The following is a 19,320-nucleotide window of genomic DNA, read 5'->3' as shown; positions in this document are numbered from 1 at the left end:
AGCGTTGGCCAACTCACCCATGCGCAGATTGGCAAGTTGGTCGGAGTCGCTCCATTAAACGCGGACAGTGGTCGCCACAAGGGTAAGCGCATCACCTGGGGTGGTCGAGCGACGGTCCGTACCGCTTTATACATGGCGGCCTTAAGTGCCATACGTTACAACCCCGTCATCAAGACCTTTTATGAACGTTTGCTTGCTAACGGAAAACTCAAAAAAAGTCGCGCTGGTCGCTTGCATGCACAAGATGCTGACGATCATGAACGCCATAGTCAAATCGGGTATTCCGTGGAATCCAGAGCATGCAAAATGCGCCTAAAAAAGCTTGACTGGGAACACAGTTGCTCTCCCGCCATCGCAGAGAGGGTAAGCGACTTACGCGCCCTTGATGTTCACCAGTCCGCTCAGCACCTGATCCAGGCCACCAAACACCGAGATGCGGTCGATTCGTTCCGCCACACGTTCCAGCGTTTCCAGCTCCTTCAGACGCAGCGCGACCGGGTTGCCTTCCATCACTTTCGCGGTATTGAGCAACGAACGTGTTGCCGCGGTTTCCTCACGGCGACGAATGACGTTCGCTTCAGCCAGCTTCTCGGCCTCGACCACCTTGGCGAGGATGGTCTTCATCTCGCCGGGCAGAACGATGTCCTTGACGCCGATGCTGCTCACCTCGATCCCGAAACCGTTCAGCTTGCGCGCCACGTGCGCGCTGACTGCTTCGTCGATGATCTGCTTGTTTTCCAGCAGCTCATCGAGCGATCGCGTGCCCACGGCGGCCCGCAAGCCGAACTGCAGTTCGCGATACAGGTGTTCGACCGGCTTGGCCAGCCTTTCGTGCGCCAGCAGCACGTCGGTATAGCGCCAGGTAGCCGCAAGGTTGAGGCGCAAGCCGACCTTGTCGCTGCTCAGGATTTCCTGGCCCGACACTTCCATGTTCTGCAGACGCATATCGACGAGCTCGACCAGCACTTCGCGGTTGAAGCGCCAGAATACCTCAATGCCGGGCGACATCAGTCGCTGCACCTTGCCGTCGACGCGCAGAACGCCGACGTGGTAGGCAGGCACCTGCGCGATCAGCAGGCCGGCCAGGCCGCTCACCGCGTGTGCCCGCAGGCTCGGCTGCAGGAAGTGCGCTGCCAGTTGCGGTGCGACTTCATAGCCTTGCTGCAGATCGACTTTTTCCAGTCTCTGCTCGACCAGGCCCTTCCAGAAAACGCGTCGGGAGCCAGGCGCCAGCACTTCGACCAGGACCTTGTTCTCATAGCGCAAACCTGCCTCGTCTTCACCCAGTTCCATGCAGACGAAATTTTCCGCGACGGTCTGCGGCTCGTGCTGCAGCAGATAGTCGACCAGCGTGATGTCGAGCATGGGAGCGTCGAGCTTCCAGGTCTGGAGCGAGAGCCGGTTCACGGGGTCGAAGAAGTAGTGGCGGCCAGCGCTGAGGATGCGCTCGAAATCGCCGTCCCTGAGCAAGGCAGCACGTTCACTCTTCAACACGACGAAACGCTTCAACATCTTCATTCTCCTTTGCTGTTGTTCTGTTGCCGGTCAATGCCGATCCGCTGGGCCGATTGCCCGGCACTCGCGGGGAAGCGAGTGGCGGCTTGCCGGAAGTCAGCGCTTCTCCCTTGGTGCCGAGGCACGCGGGGGAGGGCTGACATTCCTGCTTCGTCGCCGGCTCGCCGTGCCGCCAGTGCGGGACAGTCACCGACCGGACCGGCAGCGGGGGCTTGCGCATCCCGCGACCGACGGGTACTGCTAGCTTACGCTGTCGTGGAAAGACAGTTTGGAGCGGGAATCGAACCCGCGACATGCTGATGATGAGTCAGTTGCTCTACCGATTGAGCTATCCAATGGGGGCGACCCGGGAATCGAACCCGACGAGCTCCCGACGAGATCGCCCGTTATCGCCTTCCCGCTGTGGCGGCATGCACAGAAACGACAGACCGGAATCCGGTCTCTGCGCACCGGCGGGGTGTTGATCCCCTGCCCGCGGGCCTTGCAGCGATGTTGCGACGACTCTTTCATAGCGAAATCCGTGCCAACCTTCGAGATAACCGCGGCATTGCGCTCAAAGAATTGATTTGGCTTGGTTTTCAGGAGATTTTCGGTTTCCGTGGAAACCGGGGTGGGTGGATTCTCATAGAATATCGAATCGTTATTTATCCAGAAGGATAGTCAACATGAAGAGGACCGTCGTCATCGGCTTTCTCGGTACGCAACTCGACTACGGCGGCAAGGGCAGCACACGCTGGGAGAAATGGCGGCCGACGGTGGGCCTGTGCCAGCAGGAAGACCTGATCGTACATCGCCTGGAGTTATTGCACGATGCGCGCAGCCGTGGACTGGCCGAGCGCGTGCAGGCGGACATCAAGTCGGTATCGCCCGAAACCGAGGTCTGCCACGTGGAGATCGAGCTACGCGATGCGTGGGATTTCGAGGAGGTGTACACGACGCTGCACGACTTTGCACGCGCTTACCCGTTCGACCCCGAGAACGAGGATTACCTGCTGCACATCACGACAGGAACCCATGTCGCACAGATCTGCTGGTTCCTGCTGGCCGAGGCGCGCTATTTGCCGGCACAACTGCTACAGACCTCGCCGCCGCGCAGGAAGGAGGTGGCGAGTTCCGTCGGCAGTTACGAAATCATCGATCTGGATCTGTCACGCTACAACAAGATTGCGCAGCGCTTTCAGCGCGATCATGACGACAGGGTGAGCTTCCTGAAATCCGGGATTGCCACGCGCAACGCCCATTTCAACCGCATGATCGAGCAGATCGAACGGGTAGCGGGACGCTCGAAGTCACCGATGCTGCTGATCGGTCCCACCGGCGCCGGCAAATCCTTTCTCGCCCGTCGCGTATATGCGCTCAAGCGACAGAAACAGCGTCTGGCGGGGCGTTTCATCGAGGTGAACTGCGCAACCTTGCGCGGCGATTCGGCCATGTCCAGCCTCTTCGGCCACGTCAAGGGGGCCTTCACGGGTGCGCAGAGCGAACGCCCCGGGCTGTTGCGTGCTGCCGATGGCGGTTTGCTGTTTCTCGACGAGATCGGCGAACTGGGACTGGACGAGCAGGCGATGCTACTCAAGGCCATCGAGGAAAAACGCTTCTTCCCCTTCGGTGGCGACCTGGAAGTCGCGAGCGATTTCCAGCTCATCGCCGGCACTCATCGCGACCTGCGCCATTGGGTGGCCGAGGGGCATTTCCGCGAAGACCTGTATGCGCGCATCAACCTATGGACCTTCGAGCTGCCGGGCCTTGCACAAAGGCGTGAGGACATCGAACCCAATCTCGATTTCGAGCTGGAACGTTTTGCGCGTGAGCATGCTCAGCTCGTTCGCTTCAATGTCGAAGCCCGCCGCTGCTACCTGGCTTTTGCCAGCTCGGCGGATGCCGCCTGGCGCGGCAATTTTCGGGAACTCTCGGCGTCGGTCACGCGCATGGCCACCCTGGCCGAAGCGGGGCGCATCACCGAGGCCCAGGTCGTAGAGGAGATCGCGCGCCTTGGCCACAGTTGGGGCGGCAGCCAGACGGCCGATGCGGTCTCCTACCTTCTGGGCGAACAGGCCGCGCAACTCGACCTCTTCGATCGCTGCCAGCTCAATGCGGTAATCGCCGTTTGCCGGCAAGCAGCCAGCCTCTCGGAAGCTGGACGTCAACTTTTCGCCGTATCCCGCCAGGACAAGAAAATTGCCAACGATGCGGACCGGCTGCGCAAATACCTGTCGCGCTTCGGCCTCGACTGGACGGCAGTGAATCGCAAATGATCCCGACTGACTCTTTCACGCTTGGTGCTTGTCATTGACGCAGGCGGCGCAGATGGTCTTGCCGTTGGCAAAGAGGCAGACCCGGTTCCGACCGGCATTCTTGGCGGCGTAGAGGGCTTTGTCTGCGGCCCGGAGCATGTCATCCTCATTGTCCATGCCGTTCTCCCGGTTGGCCACGCCGATACTGACCGAGGTCTGTATCTCCGTGTCATCGATATGGATTTTCATCGCCTTGACCATCTTGCGCAGACGCTCGGCAGCCAGCAGGGCAGCCTTGGGGTCAGCGTCGTGACATACCAGCAGGAACTCTTCACCGCCGATCCGGCTGACGATGTCGTCCTTGCGGGCTGCGGTCTGGATGGCTTTGGCGACCTCCTGCAATACCCGATCCCCCACCGCATGACCATGGCGGTCGTTGATGGACTTGAAGTAATCGACATCGATCATCAGCGCCGCCACGGGCTGCCCCGTTCGCTGGGAGCCGTTCCAGAATCGGCTGAGCGCTTCCATGCCGGCCCGTCGATTGGGTAGCTCGGTCAGCAGGTCGGTCATCGCGGCATGTTCGAGCCGCCGGTTGCTGATGGCCAGTTCTGCCGCGAACTGCTTGAGCTGTGCCCGGTCGTTTTCCCAGGCCTCGAGCAGCTTCACATAGTGCAGGGCCGCCCGCATTCGGGCGCTCAGGGCGCGGACATTCACCGGCTTGGTCACGTAATCGTCGACCCCCGCCTCGAAAGCATTGATGATCTTCTCTTCCGTCTCCTCGCCGGTCAGCATGATGACATACATCGACTGGCCCCAGTCGGTGGCACGCAAGGCGCGGCAGAACTCGATCCCGTCCATGACCGGCATGAGCCAGTCGGTGATGATGATCTGGGGCATGACTTCCAGGGCCAGGGCCAGAGCATCCTTGCCATTCTCGGCCGTGTGGACCGTGCAGCCGAGCAGGTGGCACAGCAGACCCTCCGTGATCATGCGGGTCGTGGGGTCGTCCTCTACCAGCAACACCCGCTTGCTGGTGTGCGCCGCCTGGGAATCCTCCTCCGGGCGGGGAACCGGGGCGTTGGCCATGGCGCTGAATGAAGGGATGGGGCTGGCCGGCACTTTCAGCAGCTCGGCCCACTCGTACCACAGGTGAACCACCCGGTCGAACACTTCGCCCATGGCCGTCGCATCCAGACCGATCTTGCCACCCAGGAGCATCAATCCAGCAATACTGCTATGGCGCTCGGTCACGGGTGAGCGACCGAGATCCGCCATGCGTCGCGCCTGGAAGAGCAGATGGGTCAGCTGGTCAGGCCGGGAGCCTTCGGAAAAGCCGGAGGTCTGCGGTGCCTCGTGGTAATGGACAGGCTCGGCAAGGGCCTTGGGTATGCCGCAATCGGCGAGGATGATGGCCGTGAATTCCGCGTGATCTATCCCCATACGCTTGCGCTCCAGTTCCAGGAGCGCCACACCGCGGCTCTGCTCGGTCAGCACGGCCGCATAGTCGTTGGGGTAGACGGTGGCCAGCGCCAGGCAGCCGATCTGTGCCAGCAGACCACAGGCGAACAGTTCGTCCGGTGAAGCCGTCCGTGTCATCCGGCCCAACTCCTGGCTGGCCACTGCCATGAACAGAGAATGGGACCAGAAAGCCGGATAGTCGAAGGTGGAGCAGGGCCCTTCCAGAAACTGGTCGACCAGAGAGAACCCCATGGCCAGTTGGCGGACGGTCGCCATGCCCAGGCGCAGCACGGTCTCCCTGATCGAAACCACGGGTCGGGCGGTGTTTGCTGAAGCATTGGCAAGGCGCAACAGGCGGCTGGAAAGGGCGGGATCGCTCTGTACCACCCTGGCCACCTCGTCAAGAGTCGCATCCTCACGACGACTGATCTCCATGATCGCCAAAGCCACCCCTTTCGGGCTGGGGAGCTGGCCGCTGATCCGCAGTTGTTCGATCTTGCTCATGTATTCCTGTGGAGGGTTGTAGGTGTTTCTACCTTCAGCGTGCAGTCTATCAGCCTAAAGCATCGAGTTGCAAAACGGCAAAACACTTTGCCTGGCAAAGCATAAGCCCGCTATAATCGGCGGTTTTTCCACCTTGCCCTACCGTTCGCATGGCGGGGGGCTTTATCCATAAGGAGTGTTCGTGCGCCATTATGAAATCGTTCTAATCGTCCATCCGGATCAGAGTGAGCAGGTGCCGGCGATGGTCGAGCGGTACAAGTCGCTGATCGCTGCCCGCGCCGGGCAGATTCATCGTCTCGAAGACTGGGGACGCCGTCAGCTCGCCTATCCGATCCAGAAGTTGCACAAGGCGCATTATGTTCTGATGAACATCGAATGCGATGGCGCGACGCTGACCGAACTCGAGCATGGCTTCAAATTCAACGACGCGATTCTTCGGCATCTGACGATCAAGACCAAGCGTGCGGTCAGCACACCGTCGCCGATGATGAAGGACGAGAAGTCCAGGTCGCTGCTGGAAGTTCGTGAGCCGGCACCAGCCGAAACCGCCCAAGCGGCTGCCTGATTGTCGAGGCGCTGCTGAATCGCGTCGAGCTCAGCGGAATCCTGATCGAGCGCAAGGCGCTACGTTTTACGCCGGCCGGCGTGCCGGTCATGGAATGTCTGATCGGACACCAGTCGGAACAGCTTGAAGCTGGCAGCCTCCGCCGTGTCGAATGCGAAATCCAGGCGATTGCCCTGGGCACGACGGCACAGTGGCTGCAGGCGGCCAATCCCGGCGCGACGCTGCAACTGACGGGTTTTCTCGCCGCCAGGAGCCGCAACAGCAAGCAAGCAAGACTGCATATCACCACGATCGAATTTGTCGAAGGAAATCAAGATGGCAAGGTTCTTCAAGAAGAAGGATGACAAGAACGTCAAGAAGCGTGGCAGCGGATTGTTCAAGCGGCGCAAGTTCTGCCGCTTCACTGCAGAAAAAAATGGAAGAGATCGACTACAAGGATGTCGATCTGTTCAAGGAGTACATCGCCGAGAACGCCAAGATCATGCCGGCTCGGCTGACCGGTACCAAGGCCGGTTACCAGAGGATGTTGTCGGTGGCCATCAAGCGTGCCCGCTTCCTGGCGCTGCTGCCGTACACCGACAACCACCAGTAATACGAGGAGACGACGATGCAAATCATTCTGATGGAAAAAGTCGCCAACCTCGGCAACCTCGGCGATCTGCTCAAGGTGAAGAATGGCTACGCCCGCAACTTTCTGATTCCGACGGGCAAGGCCAAGCGCGCCACGCCGGCCGCCCTGAAGGAGTTCGAGCTCAAACGGGTCGAACTGGAGAATGCCGCCAACGAGAAACTGGCGGCTGCACAGGGGTATGCGGAAAAGCTGAGCGGGGCGGTCGTCCGGATTGCTCGCAAGGCCGGCGTCGATGGTCGCCTGTTTGGTTCGGTGACCAACTTTGACGTTGCCGACGGCTTGCAAGCGCTTGGTTTCGAGATCGAAAAATCGGCCATTCGCATGCCTGCAGGTCCGCTCAAGGTGCTTGGCGAGACGCAACTGGAAGTGGCGCTGCACAGCGACGTCATGGCGACGATCACGGTTGCCGTGGTTGTCGAACAGCCGAAACTGTAGATGGTCGATACGGCGCCGTTGTCTGGCGTCGGGCGAAAGGCCTTGCCCGAGGGCAAGGCTTTTTTGCGTCTGTACCGCGGATCCGGAGTTGCCGCGCTACACTTCCTGCCTTGCTTGTTCCCTCTGCGGATATTCCATGGCCAAGTCCTTCGATTCACCCAGTTCCGATAGCGGGCAACGCTTCGGCAGTCGCGGAGCACGGCGAGAACGGAGCCCGCAGACAGACTCGGTACTGTCCGAACTGCGCGTGCCACCGCATTCGCTGGAGGCCGAGCAATCGGTTCTCGGCGGCTTGATGCTCGATAACGCTGCCTTCGACAAGATCGCCGACGTGATCAGCGAAAGCGATTTTTATCGCGATGAACACCGGCGCATTTACCGCCAGATTTCCAAACTCCTGGAACGTGGCAAACCCGCCGACGCGGTGACGGTTGCTGAAAGCCTCGACCAGGCGGGGGAGGGCGACGCTACCGGCGGGCTGGCCTACCTTGGCGAACTGGCAGCGAACACGCCGTCGGCGGCGAACATCCGGCGCTATGCCGAGATCGTCCGTGAACGGGCGATTCTGCGGCAACTGGTGACTGCCGGTGACGAAATCGCCGGTAGTGCGCTCAACCCGCTCGGTCGCGACCCGAAAACCCTGCTCGACGAGGCCGAGGCAAGGGTATTCGCGATTGCCGAAGGCGGTTTTCGCCATCAGTCCGGCTTCGTGCATATCAACCCGCTGCTGACGCAGGTGGTCGAGCGCATCCAGGAGCTGCACGACCGCGACAATCCTTCGGACATCACCGGCGTGCCGACCGGCTATCACGATCTCGACTCGAAGACCTCGGGCCTGCAGGGCGGCGATCTGCTGATCGTTGCCGGCCGCCCGTCGATGGGAAAAACCTCGTTTGCGCTCAATATTGCCGAGCATGTGGCAATCGAAGTGGGTCTGCCGGTCGCCATTTTCTCGATGGAAATGGCTGGCACACAACTTGCGATGCGCATGCTGTCATCGGTCGGCCGGCTCGATGCCCATCGCGTCCGTACTGGTCGCCTCAATGACGACGAGTGGTCGAGGCTGTCCTTTGCGCTGGGCAAGATGCACGAGGCGCCGATCTATATCGACGAGACGCCGGCGCTCAACCCGATCGATCTGCGCGCGCGCGCGCGCCGTCTGCATCGCCAGTGTGGCAAGCTCGGGCTGATCGTCATCGACTACCTGCAATTGATGTCCGCCACTTCGCATGGCGAGAACCGGGCGACCGAAATCTCGGAGATTTCGCGATCGCTGAAAGGACTGGCAAAGGAGTTGGGCGTTCCCCTGATGGCGCTCTCGCAACTCAACCGCTCGCTCGAACAACGGCCGAACAAGCGTCCGGTGATGTCCGACCTGCGCGAATCGGGTGCCATCGAACAGGACGCAGACATCATCATGTTCATCTACCGCGACGAGGTGTATAACCCGGACACACCCGACAAGGGGGTTGCCGAGATCATCATCGGCAAGCAGCGCAACGGCCCGATCGGTACCACCCGCCTGACTTTTCTGGGCGAGTACACGCGCTTCGAGAGTTTCGCCAAGCCGGGATCGTATTGAGCGCGGGCAGACGTCAGCCCTCGACGCGGCTGGCGTTGACCGTGTAGCTGAAGCGCTGGACGTCGGTGCTGTCGAAACGGACACCGGCGGCCTCCGCCTGCGGCAGGACCAGGAAGGGCAGGGGCCCGCCACTGGCGCCATGCAGACTGACATCCTGGGCGGCGTTATAGGCAATCCAGTTCATCTCCCAAAAACCGAACAGCAACTTCCGGAGGACGACCAGTTTCGCATCGCTGTTGCCCAGGCGTTCATCGTGGATGGCCTTGCGCACATCACCGGGGTCGACCGGAATCCAGCCATAACCCGGTGTGTAGAATTCGGCGCGGCAATGTTGCACGGCGCGCAGGTTGCCGGTCGCACCGAGACCCGCAAACAGCCGTGAACTATCGACGCGCAGCCCGAAGACCGGGCGTGCGGGAATTCCGATCGATCGACACAGGCCAACGAAGAGCAGGGCGATGTCGGCACTCTTGCCGCTCAACTGGCCACTGTCGAGCATGGCCTCGACATCCCCTTTGCCGATGCCGCTCAGCGCAGGATCAAACGAAGTGTTGTCGACCACCCAGTCATAAATCGCCTTGCCCTGGGCGACCGGATCCTTGATACGGCCAATGGCGCGCTCGGCGGTGCGGCGCACGAGTCCATCGATCGGGACCAGATTGCTCGAATGCAGGCAGCGCCGAAGCACTTCACCGCGTTCGGCAATGCTGCCGCGCCGGGTGATGTCGAAGTGACGATCCTGCTTGGCCACCTGACTGACGAGCTGCAATTGCGGTGTCGCGCTGCCCTCTTTCCAGTCGGCGTAGAACACCTCCATTTCGGCTACTGGATCACGATAGATTCCGGCACTGTCGAAATTGCCTCGCCAGTGATGACCCAGCGAGCGTTGCCAGAAAGTGTCCTTGTACTGCGCCAGCGGGAGCCATAGTCGCAGCTTGCCTTTGACCTGGTTGAGCGTGATCAGCGAAGTAATCTCGTAGGTCCGCCAATTGGGCTGTGGCTCATCGGGCAGGCTGATGGCATTGCGCGGTTCGACGGCTGCCGGCGGTGGACTGGCAACGGGTGGCGGGGCTGCTGGCGGTCTTTCGGTGACCGGTCGGTAGCTGTGCTGCCGGCCTTTGCTACCGGCTCTGCCACTGCCGGCTTTGCTGCCGGTTCTGGTGGTGTCTCTGCCGCTGCTCTTGCCGGCAGGCTTGGCGCCAGACTTGGATGTCGACTTGGCTGCCGGTTTGCCGGCATCCTGAGTAGCCGCCTTCTTCTTGTTGGCGGCAAGCACCGCCGAAGGGGCCAGTAGTGAAAGAAGCGTGGAAGCAGCAAGGAAATCGCGTCGTTTCAATCGACTCTCCGGTAAGCACAGGATCCTTATCGCTCGGAGCCGGCAGTATGGATCGGTGGCCAAAAAACGACTGAGCCGTGTCACCAGACACGGCTCCGTTAACGTCCAGAAAATTATAACACTTCCGCAGCGTAGTCCGCGAGACGGGAACGCTCGCCACGTTGCAGGGTGATATGGCCGGCGTGCTGCCAGCCCTTGAAGCGGTCGACGACGTAGGTCAGCCCGGAACTGCCTTCGGTAAGATAGGGCGTGTCGATCTGCGCAATATTGCCCAGGCAGATCACCTTGGTGCCGGGTCCAGCACGGGTGATCAGGGTTTTCATCTGCTTTGGCGTCAGGTTTTGCGCTTCGTCGATGATCAGGAACTTGTTGAGGAAGGTGCGGCCGCGCATGAAATTGAGCGATTTGATCTTGATCCGGTTGCGAATCAGGTCACGGGTCGCCGCGCGGCCCCAGTCGCCGGCATCGTCATCGCTCTTGTTGAGAACTTCGAGGTTGTCTTCGAGTGCGCCCATCCACGGCCCCATCTTTTCTTCCTCGGTGCCCGGCAGAAAGCCGATGTCCTCGCCGACGGGCACGGTGACGCGGGTCATGATGATTTCGCTGTAGCGCCTGCCTTCGAGCACCTGCGTGAGTCCGGCAGCCAGGGTGAGCAGCGTCTTGCCGGTGCCGGCCTGGCCGAGCAGGGTGACGAAATCGACTTCCGGATTCATCAGCAGATTGAGCGCAAAGTTCTGTTCGCGGTTGCGCGCCGTGATTCCCCAGACATTGTTCTTGGTATGCGTATAGTCGGTCAGCGTCTGGAGTTCGGCGGTCGAGCCGGAGATTTCGCGGACGATGGCATAGAGCGGTTTTTCCCCTTCCTGGAAGAGGAACTGGTTGACCAGCAGTTGCGCGCAGAGTGGCCCCTTGAGGCGGTACAGCGTGCGGCCGTCCTTCTTCCGGGACTCGACGTCCTGACCATGCGCTTCCCAGAAGTCGGGTGCCAGTTCGCGCATTCCCGTGTACAGCAGATCGGTGTCTTCGAGTACCTTGTCGTTGAAGTAGTCCTGCGCCGAGAGCCCGAGGACGCGGGCCTTGATGCGCATATTGATGTCCTTGGAGACGAGGATCACCGGGCGCTCGGGATGCCTGCGCTGCAGATCGATGACGACCGCCAGAATCTGGTTGTCGACCTTGACCGTTGGCAATCCCGCCGGCAACTCGCCGGCAATTGCTTCGGTCTGCAGGAAAAGGCGGCCGCTGGCCAGTTTGCGGGAGGGTCCATGAAGCGGGATGCCCAGGTCGATGGCCCCGTCCAGGCTGTTGACGATCTCGTCGAGCGTGCGCGTCACCTGGCGAGCGTTGCGGGCGATTTCCGACAGGCCTTTCTTGTGGTTGTCGAGTTCCTCCAGGGTCATCATCGGCAGGAAGACGTCGTGTTCCTCGAAGCGGTAGATGCAGGTCGGATCGTGCATCAGGACATTGGTGTCGAGGACGAAAAGCTTGCCGGGCGTGGCGGCAGCTCGCTGCTCGGCACTGAATTCAGTGTTGCGGGCCATGTGAGCGCTTCCCGGATCAGGTCGGTGAGGAGGCATGTCAGATCCGGGCAATGAAATCGAGGACTTCCTGCGCGTGGCCGGCCACCTTGACACCGCGCCATTCGCGCCGCAGCACGCCTTTGCCGTCAATGACAAAGGTGCTGCGCTCGATGCCGCGAACCTGTTTACCGTACATCGACTTCATCTTGATGAGTGCGAAGCGGGTGCACAGCAATTCTTCGGCGTCGGAAAGCAGATCGAATGGCAAATCCTGCTTCGCCTTGAAGTTCTCGTGTGACTTGATGCTGTCCCGGGAAACGCCGACGACGATGCTGCCGGCGGCGACGAACTGCGGGTACAGGTCACGGAACTGCTGTGCCTCGGTGGTACATCCCGGTGTGCTGTCTTTGGGGTAGAAATACAGGACGACCGGGCTGCCCAGGCAGGCCGAGAGAGTGAAGGTCTTGCCACCGGTTGCGGGCAGGCTGAAGTCGTCTACGGTCTGGTCGATCATGGCTGGCTTTTGGGTATGGAGAGTTGGTAGTTGGTTGGATTGTGGTGAGAAACCGGAGCATCGGTCAAGCAGATTGATTGATGTCGGTGATCAATTACTTTTGATCACGATCAATACCATGGCCAGAAAAATGGGTTAGCTTGATTGCAAACAAGCCATATATTCGTATAATTTGTATTATGTAAAGTCAATGCAGTCAACACACATGCAAACGCGAAGCGATCACCTGCTACTTCTGCAGATCCCTGCAAACGCTCATCGGAGTTTCCATGCTGTTTCATGATTTTCTCCGGACCTTCGATGCATGGCTCACTCAAGAACAAACGAGCATTGCCGCGCCATTTCGGCAAATCCAGGCCGATCCCCTGTGCCGCCGGGCGGAACGGAACCAAATCCTGATCGGTGTCGGCGCTTGGGGCAGCCGCGAACAAGCGGTCGAGCATCCCGGCTTCTGCCTGAATAACAAGGGCCTGGCCGAGCGCTTCAGGATCGCGGCAGACCCTTCCACAGTGACGGAGATGGTACTGAAGCCGCCACCAGAACTGGCGGCACATTGGCGGGCAGCGTGGGGAAAGGATGCGGATTTGGGCCGGCGACTGGGCGAAATCACCCTGGTGATTGAAGACGCCTCCCCCGATTCGGTGCTCGCGCTGCTGTTCTGGCTCGCAGTAATGAGCGGGGTGCCGGTAGAATCGTTTGACCAGCCCGAGGTCGCGCGTTGGCTCGGAGCCGTACGACGCTGGGAATTGATGGGAATGGTCGCCGAAAACCCGCACACGGCCTGGGCGGCGCTGCTCTCCGCCCTGTCCCACAGTCATTTCGCCCCGCTGCTTTCGGAAAAAGGCCGCAGCTACGATTTCGCTGGTGCCTGGCGCGAAGCGCTGCAGTTCACCACCACCCTGCTGCGGCGAGACATTGCGCCGGATGCCGTACCGGAACTGTGGGAACTGGAAGCCTACCGCCGCGCCGCCGCTCTGCTGCGCAACGAGGAACAGAATTATCTGCGTTCCCTGGCCCGCTCAACCTGTCTGCAACTGCTGGTGCCGATGGCCGGTCCAGAACCGCGCAAGGACATGCTGGTAGATGCCTACCTCACGGTGGAAACCTGGCCCAGCGGCACCCGCAAATTGTTCGCTCGACTGGATCGCATCCACAGCCCCATGCGGCAGGGTTTCGCCGTCATGGGCATCTACCGCCCGGACCCACGCATTGCCGGTGCCGGTGATGACATGGTGCTGTCGGTCAATCCCCTGACCGGCATCGACCTGCAGGATCTGTGGCTGGAACTGGAACGGCTGGAAAACGAACGCTGGGCAGACCAGCGTCCTACCGAGAATGCACGCCCGATTGCCAGTTATCCCGCGGGAACCGGGTACACTCAACCCTGGTGGGACGACCACGGCCGCTACACCCTGCTCGCTGCGCCTCGGCGCCTGCCGGACGGGCGTCTTGGCAGCCGGCTGGCCTGGCCGGATGTCGTCAGTGCCCTTTGGCGGGTATACAGCCCGGTACGGCGCCTGCGCGTCGAAGACGCCTTGCATGCTGGCCCGCCGGTCTCGCTCGAGGCTTGCATGCGGAAGACCTGCCGTTATGACGGTGACGACGGCATTACCAAGTTTTTTCTGGGGATGCGCTGGCTTCCGAACACCGCCCAGTCGGGCGCGCTGTTCGACCTGCCCAGTGTGCAGCGCTATCTGGCCGCCCTCATCGCCCGCCGGGACCAGCAGCAGGCGATCACGGTCGAGGACCTGCCTGTCCCGGATGAATTCAGCGTGCTGCCAGTGCACGGTGGCTTCGCCATCCTCCACGATCAAGGCACTCTGGTATTCGACGACTGGCGCACCGAACGTCTCCGCTTGCAACAGCTTACCGAAGAGTTCGAGCGGGTATTCCAGATCCTCGGCACGGGACGCGATGTGGCGAGGGCTCTGGACGCCCTGTTTGCAGAACGCAGCTCCGGCAGGAAACCGCGTCCCACCGCCGCCGTCCTGGGTGATCTCGCCACCCTGCGTGGCCGGCTGACCGAGGCCGGCTATCAATTCCAGCCAGGCAGCCATTGGGCCGACGTGCGCGCCTTCCGCGCCGCGCTGGAGAACCGCTGGTGTGTCGGTGACACCATCAAGAACCTGCATACCCGCGTATCGCAACTGGAAGACGCCATCCGCACCGCCAGTACACTCGAGACCCAGCGTCTGACCTATATTCTCTCGACCATCGGTCTGCCCTTCGTCATCAGCAACGCGCTGACCGGCTTCCTGAAACCCTGGCTGGTCGGCCCCCAGCTTCCTCCCGGGCCGCGCGAGGTGTGGGCGCCGACGCTGTTCTACCTCGGCGTGGCCTTGCTCCTGATCGGCCTGATCCACATCGCGTTGAAACGCTGGTTGTTGTCCGCGCGCAAACGCAAGCAAAAAAGTGGCAAGAAGCGCCTAGTACATTCACAAATTTTCGGAGAACTTATCCGAGACCGCTTAACGCTGGGAATCCAGCATTTCATTCTGGGCCACGGCATCCGGTGGCTTGGTCTGGTCTCGAAGAGTCGCTGGCACGCTCTGCCGGGGGATCGTTACTTGGCAGGTGTTGATTGGGAATGTTCACGCTTCGAGGTCGAAGACCAGGACTTCTGCGTCTTTACCGTTCGTGATTTCAATGCGACTTTCCGCGCTGATCAGGGCGGCGTCGCCACCCGACAAGTGCTGGCCGTTGACCTCAACTGCACCACGTACCACGTGGACATAGGCCTTGCGCTCGGAGTTGATGTTCAGGATGGCGGATTCCGTGCCGTTGAACAGGCCGGCGAACAAATACGCATCGGCATGAATCGTGACTGAATCTCCTGCTCCATCGGGCGACGCCACCAGGCACAACTCACCTCGCCTTTGTTCTGCCGGAATATGCCGTTGCTCGTAACTCGGCGCAATGCCGGTCACGTTGGGCGTAATCCAGATCTGCAAAAAGTGCGTGGTCTGGCCCTCGGCGTGGTTGAACTCGCTGTGCGTCACGCCGGTGCCGGCACTCATGCGCTGCACGTCGCCGGGTGGAATACCCTTGATATTGCCCATGCTGTCCTGATGCGCGAGATTTCCCGACAGAACGTAACTGATGATTTCCATGTCGCGGTGGCTATGCTTGCCAAAGCCGGTACCGGGGGCCACCCGGTCCTCGTTGATGACCCGCAAGTTGCCCCAGCCCATGTGCGCCGGGTCGTGATAACCGGCGAATGAAAACGAATGGTAGCTCTCGAGCCAACCATGGTTTGCGTAACCGCGATCCTGAGACTTACGAACTGTGAGCATGTGAACCTCCTTGTTGATGAGGTGCATTGTGACTTGTTCAGTATCGTTGCAGGTGCTGACAATTTGATGGCATCATTCAAAATGATTGAATGGATGACACTCTGATGCCGACTGCCCGCGATGTGTTAACACCCGATGCCCTGGCCATGCTTGAGACCATTGCAAAGGCCGGCAGCTTTGCTGCGGCTGCCCGTGCAGGTCATATGGTGCCGAGCGCACTGACGTATCGCGTGCGGCAGATCGAAGACGCGCTGGATGTCCTGCTGTTTGATCGCAGCTCGCGGCAGGCCCGCTTGACTGAAGCTGGGCAGGAACTACTGCGCGAGGGTGCGCGACTGTTGGCCGATATCGATGCCGTGGCCAACCGCATCAAGCGGGTGGCGACCGGTTGGGAGCCACAGTTCACGATTGCGGTGGATAGCATCATCGTGCGTGCGACGGTGATGGAGCTTTGCCAGTCATTTTTTGCGTTGCAACCGCCGACCAGTCTCAAGCTGCGCAGCGAGACGCTGTCTGGCACGCTCGAAGCGCTCGCGTCGGGCCAGGCCGATCTGGCGCTGGGCGTGGTCGTGCAGGCCGGTAGCCGGGCTGACCTACAGCGGGAGTCGCTCGGTTCGGTTCGTTTTGTCTTCGCCGTATCGCCTCACCACCCGCTGGCACAGGCGCCTGAACCATTGACCGATGAAACCATCCGCCCGTATCGCGCGGTGGCGCTTGCCGACTCCGTACAGCGCGGCGGCGGCCTGACGGTCAGACTATTGCCCGGCCAGGAGGTGATGACCGTTCCGGACCTGCCAGCGAAGCTCGACGCACAGCTTCGAGGGCTGGGTGTTGGCTTCCTGCCGACATGCCTGGCACAGCCCTACATGGATACCGGACGCTTGGTGGTCAAACAAATCGAACAAGGGGAACACCAGCTTCAGTTTTGTTACGCGTGGCGCAAGAGCGGAAGGGGTGGCCAAGGGCGGGCACTGCGATGGTGGCTTGAGCAATTGCAAAGCCCGGTGACGCGGGCTACGCTATTGGCAGAGAGGCGCTCTTGAGCTTCATCCAGTTCAGTAGTAGTCCACAGGAATTCCCGACATGAAGAATGTTTTCCGCGACAACCCGACCATCGCTTTCGGTCTCGGTTTGCCGCTGTTGCTGGTCGTGCTGTTCCTGGTGATCTCCGGCATTCCGGTCCTGCTGGTCGCACCGGCGCAGCATGACGTGCTGTACGCCACCAATTACAGCTATTACAACAACGCCCAGAACACGCTTCAGATTGCCGTCGTCGGCGACCGGGTCCAGGTCAATTACATTGGCAGCAATCAGCCCTACCAGAATCCGCGACTCTGGCGCTTCAATCCTAGAACCGGTGCGGTGAAGGAAATCGCCCTGCTCCTGCCGCCAGGTCTCGCGCCGAATACCGGAAGCACCGTCGAAGCGCCGAAGATTCCCACGGTGACGCCGATCGAGGTGCCTGATCTCGCAGGACTGAAAGTTGATTCGTCGAGTCTGGCACCCGATGGCTACGCATTTAGCGCCGGCCCGGACGGCTATTCGGGGCGCATCTTTACCGACCTGTTCTATTCCTCCCGCTACCGTTCGCAAGCCGAGTTGGTAAAAAGCGGGCGCAGCATCCGCCTGCCCAATACCGACGGCGCCTACTACGGCAACACGGTTCGCTTCATCGGCTGGGTGGTTTCGCCATGAGCGTGCGGACTAAAACGCCAGCGTGTCGCTCGGCGGCAGGAGCATAGTTTGATGAGCTGGCTGATTCTGCTGCTGGTGCTGCTGTTCGTCATCGGCGGCGGTTGGTGGGGCTGGCCGCTGGTCGCCGCCCTGTTCGGCGTCAGGCACGTCATCGACAAACCCGGTGCACTCGGCAAAATCACCGAACTGATGCGAACCTATGACATCACGCCGGATGAAGTGGCCGTGGCCTATCGCGACCCGTCACTGATGCAGGCGGCGCCCGCCCGGCGTAGTGGCGGCGAAATCGCCAAGACGCTGTTCACCTATCTCGGCGCGATCTTCATTCTCGCCGGCATCAGCACCTACATCGGCATGTTCTGGAATCGGATGGGCAGTGTGATGCGCGTCCTGGTCACGCTGGGCGTTGGCTACACGCTGCTGATCGTGCTGATCTCGGCGCTGCACGAGAAAAAGTTTCCGAAACTGATCCTGCCGCTCGCCTTGGCCTCCGTGATCATGCTGACCAGCGGCTGGTTCGTCTTCATCCATGAGGTCTTTCCACGCGGCGACAACTGGCGCCTGGCGGCGCTCAGCGTTTTCGGACTGATGGCGCTGCATCAGGGTGTGCTTTTCCGCAAATATGCACAGACCGTACTGGCCTTTACCGCCCTGCTGTTCGTATACGCCTTCCTGCAAGTCGGTCTCGACATGCTCGACGTCTCACCGGGTTTCAGCGCCATCATTCTTGGCAGCTCGCTGTTTCTGGTGGCGACCGAACTGGAGAAATCCCCCCATCGCAGCCTGTCCGAGTTCGCCTTCCTGATCGCCCTGTGCTGGCTCAACGCCGGCATCTTCGATCGGCTTGCCATCGCATCGACACCCAACTGGGCCGTGCTTCTCACCGGCATGTCGATCATGTCAGCCTCCTACGGTCTGGAAAAAGGCGGGCGACAGCACCGTCTGGCCGGGCTGGGCACGCTGATCGGTTCGGCCATGGCCTACACCGGCCTTTTCGATCTGGTGCACAAGACCGCTGTCGAACCGGCTTTCTTCGCCGTCACGGCCTCGATGCTTTACGCCTGTGTCCTGCTGCAAAGCCGCGCCCTGCTGCTAACGACGGTGATCGCCATGCTGAGCTACATCGGCTATTTCACCACCCAGCATTTCGTCGATTCACTGGGCTGGCCGATCTCGCTGGTCCTGATGGGTGTTGCCTTCATGGGCGTCAGCGCGCTGGCCATGCGGGTGAAGCGACAGATGTAAAGCTACCAGGAGTGGGATTGGTTGTGTTATGGGGCCGCGCTGGCGCGACCGGGCAGGATCCGGACGAGGAGAGACGCTGCCTCGGACAGGCCAGCAAGAGCCGTTTGACAGCGAGGGCTATCGGGCAGCTACAGACTGGAAGCAGTCGTTCAGATTTCGTAGCCACCGACCCACCGCCGACCTTCGGGCCGACCGTGTCGACGGTCGGCTTATCGGCCTTTGCCGCCGTTGGCTGATCGTTCAATGGCAGTCAGCAGTTTGGCAGTAAGCTGCCGTCGGGGCACACCTCACGGCGACCGGCGGCTTTCTACTCCCGCAAATACGTGCTCGCGACCCCGAGCGGCCCTTGCTGACTCGCCTCGCTACGGCCCCAATCGCCTTGCTGCTGTCTTTCCTTACCTCAGTTTCCGAACGGTAGGTAACGAGTTGGAGCTGACTCTTTGTAGAACTGGTACGTGGAGCTAAGGAACGCCTACGAAATAACTTCCCGTTTTGACTGTGCGCTCGGGCATGCCACTTGCTTGCTTGGTTGTTCTGAAAACAGCAAAGGGAATGCAGCGTGGGCTATTACCGGGAAGACGTAGAGCGGCGCATGAAGGAATTCTATCGGCGACTATCGGAAAAGGATCGTCGCCGGTACGCGGCGGTGGAGTCTGACAAGTTGGGGCATGGGGGCCAGCAGTACATCGCGCAGTTGTTTGAGATCGATCGCAAGACGATCCGACAAGGACTGGCCGACCTGGACATAGCGGAAGAGGCGACGGGGGATAAGCTCCGAAAAANGGCGGTG

Annotated in this window: 14 protein-coding genes, 1 tRNA gene and 2 pseudogenes; 10 read left to right on the top strand and 7 right to left on the bottom strand. The window is 60.7% G+C overall.

The annotated features are described in order from the left end of the window. Nucleotides 1-316, top strand: a pseudogene (locus E4Q08_RS15945) (transposase); the annotation flags it as partial. A gap of 56 nt (nucleotides 317-372) precedes the next feature. Here the strand turns inward: E4Q08_RS15945 and E4Q08_RS15940 are convergent. Both E4Q08_RS15940 and E4Q08_RS15935 read right to left on the bottom strand, forming a co-directional pair. Further along, a complete protein-coding gene (locus tag E4Q08_RS15940) occupies nucleotides 373-1,512 on the bottom strand; it encodes a slipin family protein (protein WP_169071110.1) in 1,140 nt (379 codons plus the stop codon). Between the two features lie 268 nt (nucleotides 1,513-1,780). Next, a tRNA-Met gene (locus E4Q08_RS15935) sits at nucleotides 1,781-1,851 on the bottom strand. 329 nt (nucleotides 1,852-2,180) lie between these two features. Here E4Q08_RS15935 and rtcR point away from each other — a divergent pair. Next, nucleotides 2,181-3,770, top strand: a complete 1,590-nt coding sequence (gene rtcR / locus E4Q08_RS15930) for an RNA repair transcriptional activator RtcR (RefSeq protein ID WP_034908895.1) — start codon at nucleotides 2,181-2,183, stop codon at nucleotides 3,768-3,770. A gap of 15 nt (nucleotides 3,771-3,785) precedes the next feature. Here the strand turns inward: rtcR and E4Q08_RS15925 are convergent, their stop codons facing one another. Continuing rightward, a complete protein-coding gene (locus E4Q08_RS15925) occupies nucleotides 3,786-5,714 on the bottom strand; it encodes a GGDEF domain-containing response regulator (protein ID WP_169071109.1) in 1,929 nt (642 codons plus the stop codon). Between the two features lie 181 nt (nucleotides 5,715-5,895). Between E4Q08_RS15925 and rpsF the strand changes: the two genes are divergently transcribed. The 5 genes and pseudogenes from rpsF (at nucleotide 5,896) to dnaB (ending at nucleotide 8,927) form a co-directional block, all read left to right on the top strand. Further along, complete coding sequence (rpsF, locus tag E4Q08_RS15920; protein WP_034908897.1) at nucleotides 5,896-6,279, top strand: 30S ribosomal protein S6; 384 nt, start codon at nucleotides 5,896-5,898, stop codon at nucleotides 6,277-6,279. Then, the gene (gene priB, locus E4Q08_RS15915) at nucleotides 6,276-6,623 is read left to right on the top strand and encodes a primosomal replication protein N (protein WP_308240154.1); all 348 of its coding nucleotides are present in this window, start codon (nucleotides 6,276-6,278) and stop codon (nucleotides 6,621-6,623) included. Before rpsF ends, priB begins: the two co-directional genes overlap by 4 nt. Beyond that, nucleotides 6,595-6,871: pseudogene (gene rpsR, locus E4Q08_RS15910) on the top strand (30S ribosomal protein S18). Before priB ends, rpsR begins: the two are co-directional and overlap by 29 nt. A gap of 15 nt (nucleotides 6,872-6,886) precedes the next feature. After that, entirely contained in the window at nucleotides 6,887-7,345 is a 459-nt protein-coding gene (gene rplI, locus E4Q08_RS15905; protein ID WP_169071107.1) for a 50S ribosomal protein L9, read from the top strand. Nucleotides 7,346-7,481: 136 nt separating this feature from the next. Further along, the gene (gene dnaB / locus E4Q08_RS15900; protein WP_248594958.1) at nucleotides 7,482-8,927 is read left to right on the top strand and encodes a replicative DNA helicase; all 1,446 of its coding nucleotides are present in this window, start codon (nucleotides 7,482-7,484) and stop codon (nucleotides 8,925-8,927) included. A 13-nt stretch (nucleotides 8,928-8,940) separates the two neighbouring features. On the opposite strand, the gene E4Q08_RS15895 is transcribed toward dnaB, so the two are convergent. The 4 genes from E4Q08_RS15895 to E4Q08_RS15880 all read right to left on the bottom strand — a co-directional run bounded on the left by E4Q08_RS15895 (nucleotide 8,941) and on the right by E4Q08_RS15880 (nucleotide 15,590). Further along, nucleotides 8,941-10,263, bottom strand: a complete 1,323-nt coding sequence (locus E4Q08_RS15895) for a transglutaminase-like domain-containing protein (protein ID WP_169071106.1) — start codon at nucleotides 10,261-10,263, stop codon at nucleotides 8,941-8,943. A 113-nt stretch (nucleotides 10,264-10,376) separates the two neighbouring features. Then, the gene (locus E4Q08_RS15890; protein ID WP_169071105.1) at nucleotides 10,377-11,804 is read right to left on the bottom strand and encodes a PhoH family protein; all 1,428 of its coding nucleotides are present in this window, start codon (nucleotides 11,802-11,804) and stop codon (nucleotides 10,377-10,379) included. Between the two features lie 37 nt (nucleotides 11,805-11,841). Next, complete coding sequence (locus E4Q08_RS15885) at nucleotides 11,842-12,297, bottom strand: peroxiredoxin (protein ID WP_034911012.1); 456 nt, start codon at nucleotides 12,295-12,297, stop codon at nucleotides 11,842-11,844. A 2,591-nt stretch (nucleotides 12,298-14,888) separates the two neighbouring features. Further along, entirely contained in the window at nucleotides 14,889-15,590 is a 702-nt protein-coding gene (locus tag E4Q08_RS15880) for a pirin family protein (RefSeq protein WP_169071111.1), read from the bottom strand. Nucleotides 15,591-15,694: 104 nt separating this feature from the next. Between E4Q08_RS15880 and E4Q08_RS15875 the strand changes: the two genes are divergently transcribed. Genes E4Q08_RS15875 through E4Q08_RS15865 form a run of 3 tightly spaced genes read left to right on the top strand, consistent with a single transcriptional unit; the run spans nucleotide 15,695 to nucleotide 18,530 of the window. Next, a complete protein-coding gene (locus E4Q08_RS15875) occupies nucleotides 15,695-16,633 on the top strand; it encodes a LysR substrate-binding domain-containing protein (protein WP_169071104.1) in 939 nt (312 codons plus the stop codon). 40 nt (nucleotides 16,634-16,673) lie between these two features. Continuing rightward, the gene (locus E4Q08_RS15870) at nucleotides 16,674-17,285 is read left to right on the top strand and encodes a hypothetical protein (RefSeq protein WP_169071103.1); all 612 of its coding nucleotides are present in this window, start codon (nucleotides 16,674-16,676) and stop codon (nucleotides 17,283-17,285) included. A 51-nt stretch (nucleotides 17,286-17,336) separates the two neighbouring features. Further along, nucleotides 17,337-18,530 (top strand): hypothetical protein, encoded by a 1,194-nt coding sequence (locus E4Q08_RS15865; RefSeq protein WP_169071102.1) that lies wholly within the window; start codon nucleotides 17,337-17,339, stop codon nucleotides 18,528-18,530. Nucleotides 18,531-19,320 lie beyond the last annotated feature (790 nt).

Source organism: Candidatus Accumulibacter contiguus (assembly GCF_012940005.1).
In the GTDB taxonomy this organism is placed as follows: Bacteria; Pseudomonadota; Gammaproteobacteria; order Burkholderiales; family Rhodocyclaceae; genus Accumulibacter; species Accumulibacter contiguus.
Note: the sequence above shows the minus strand (reverse complement) of the source record. Positions and strands in the feature narration are given on the sequence as shown.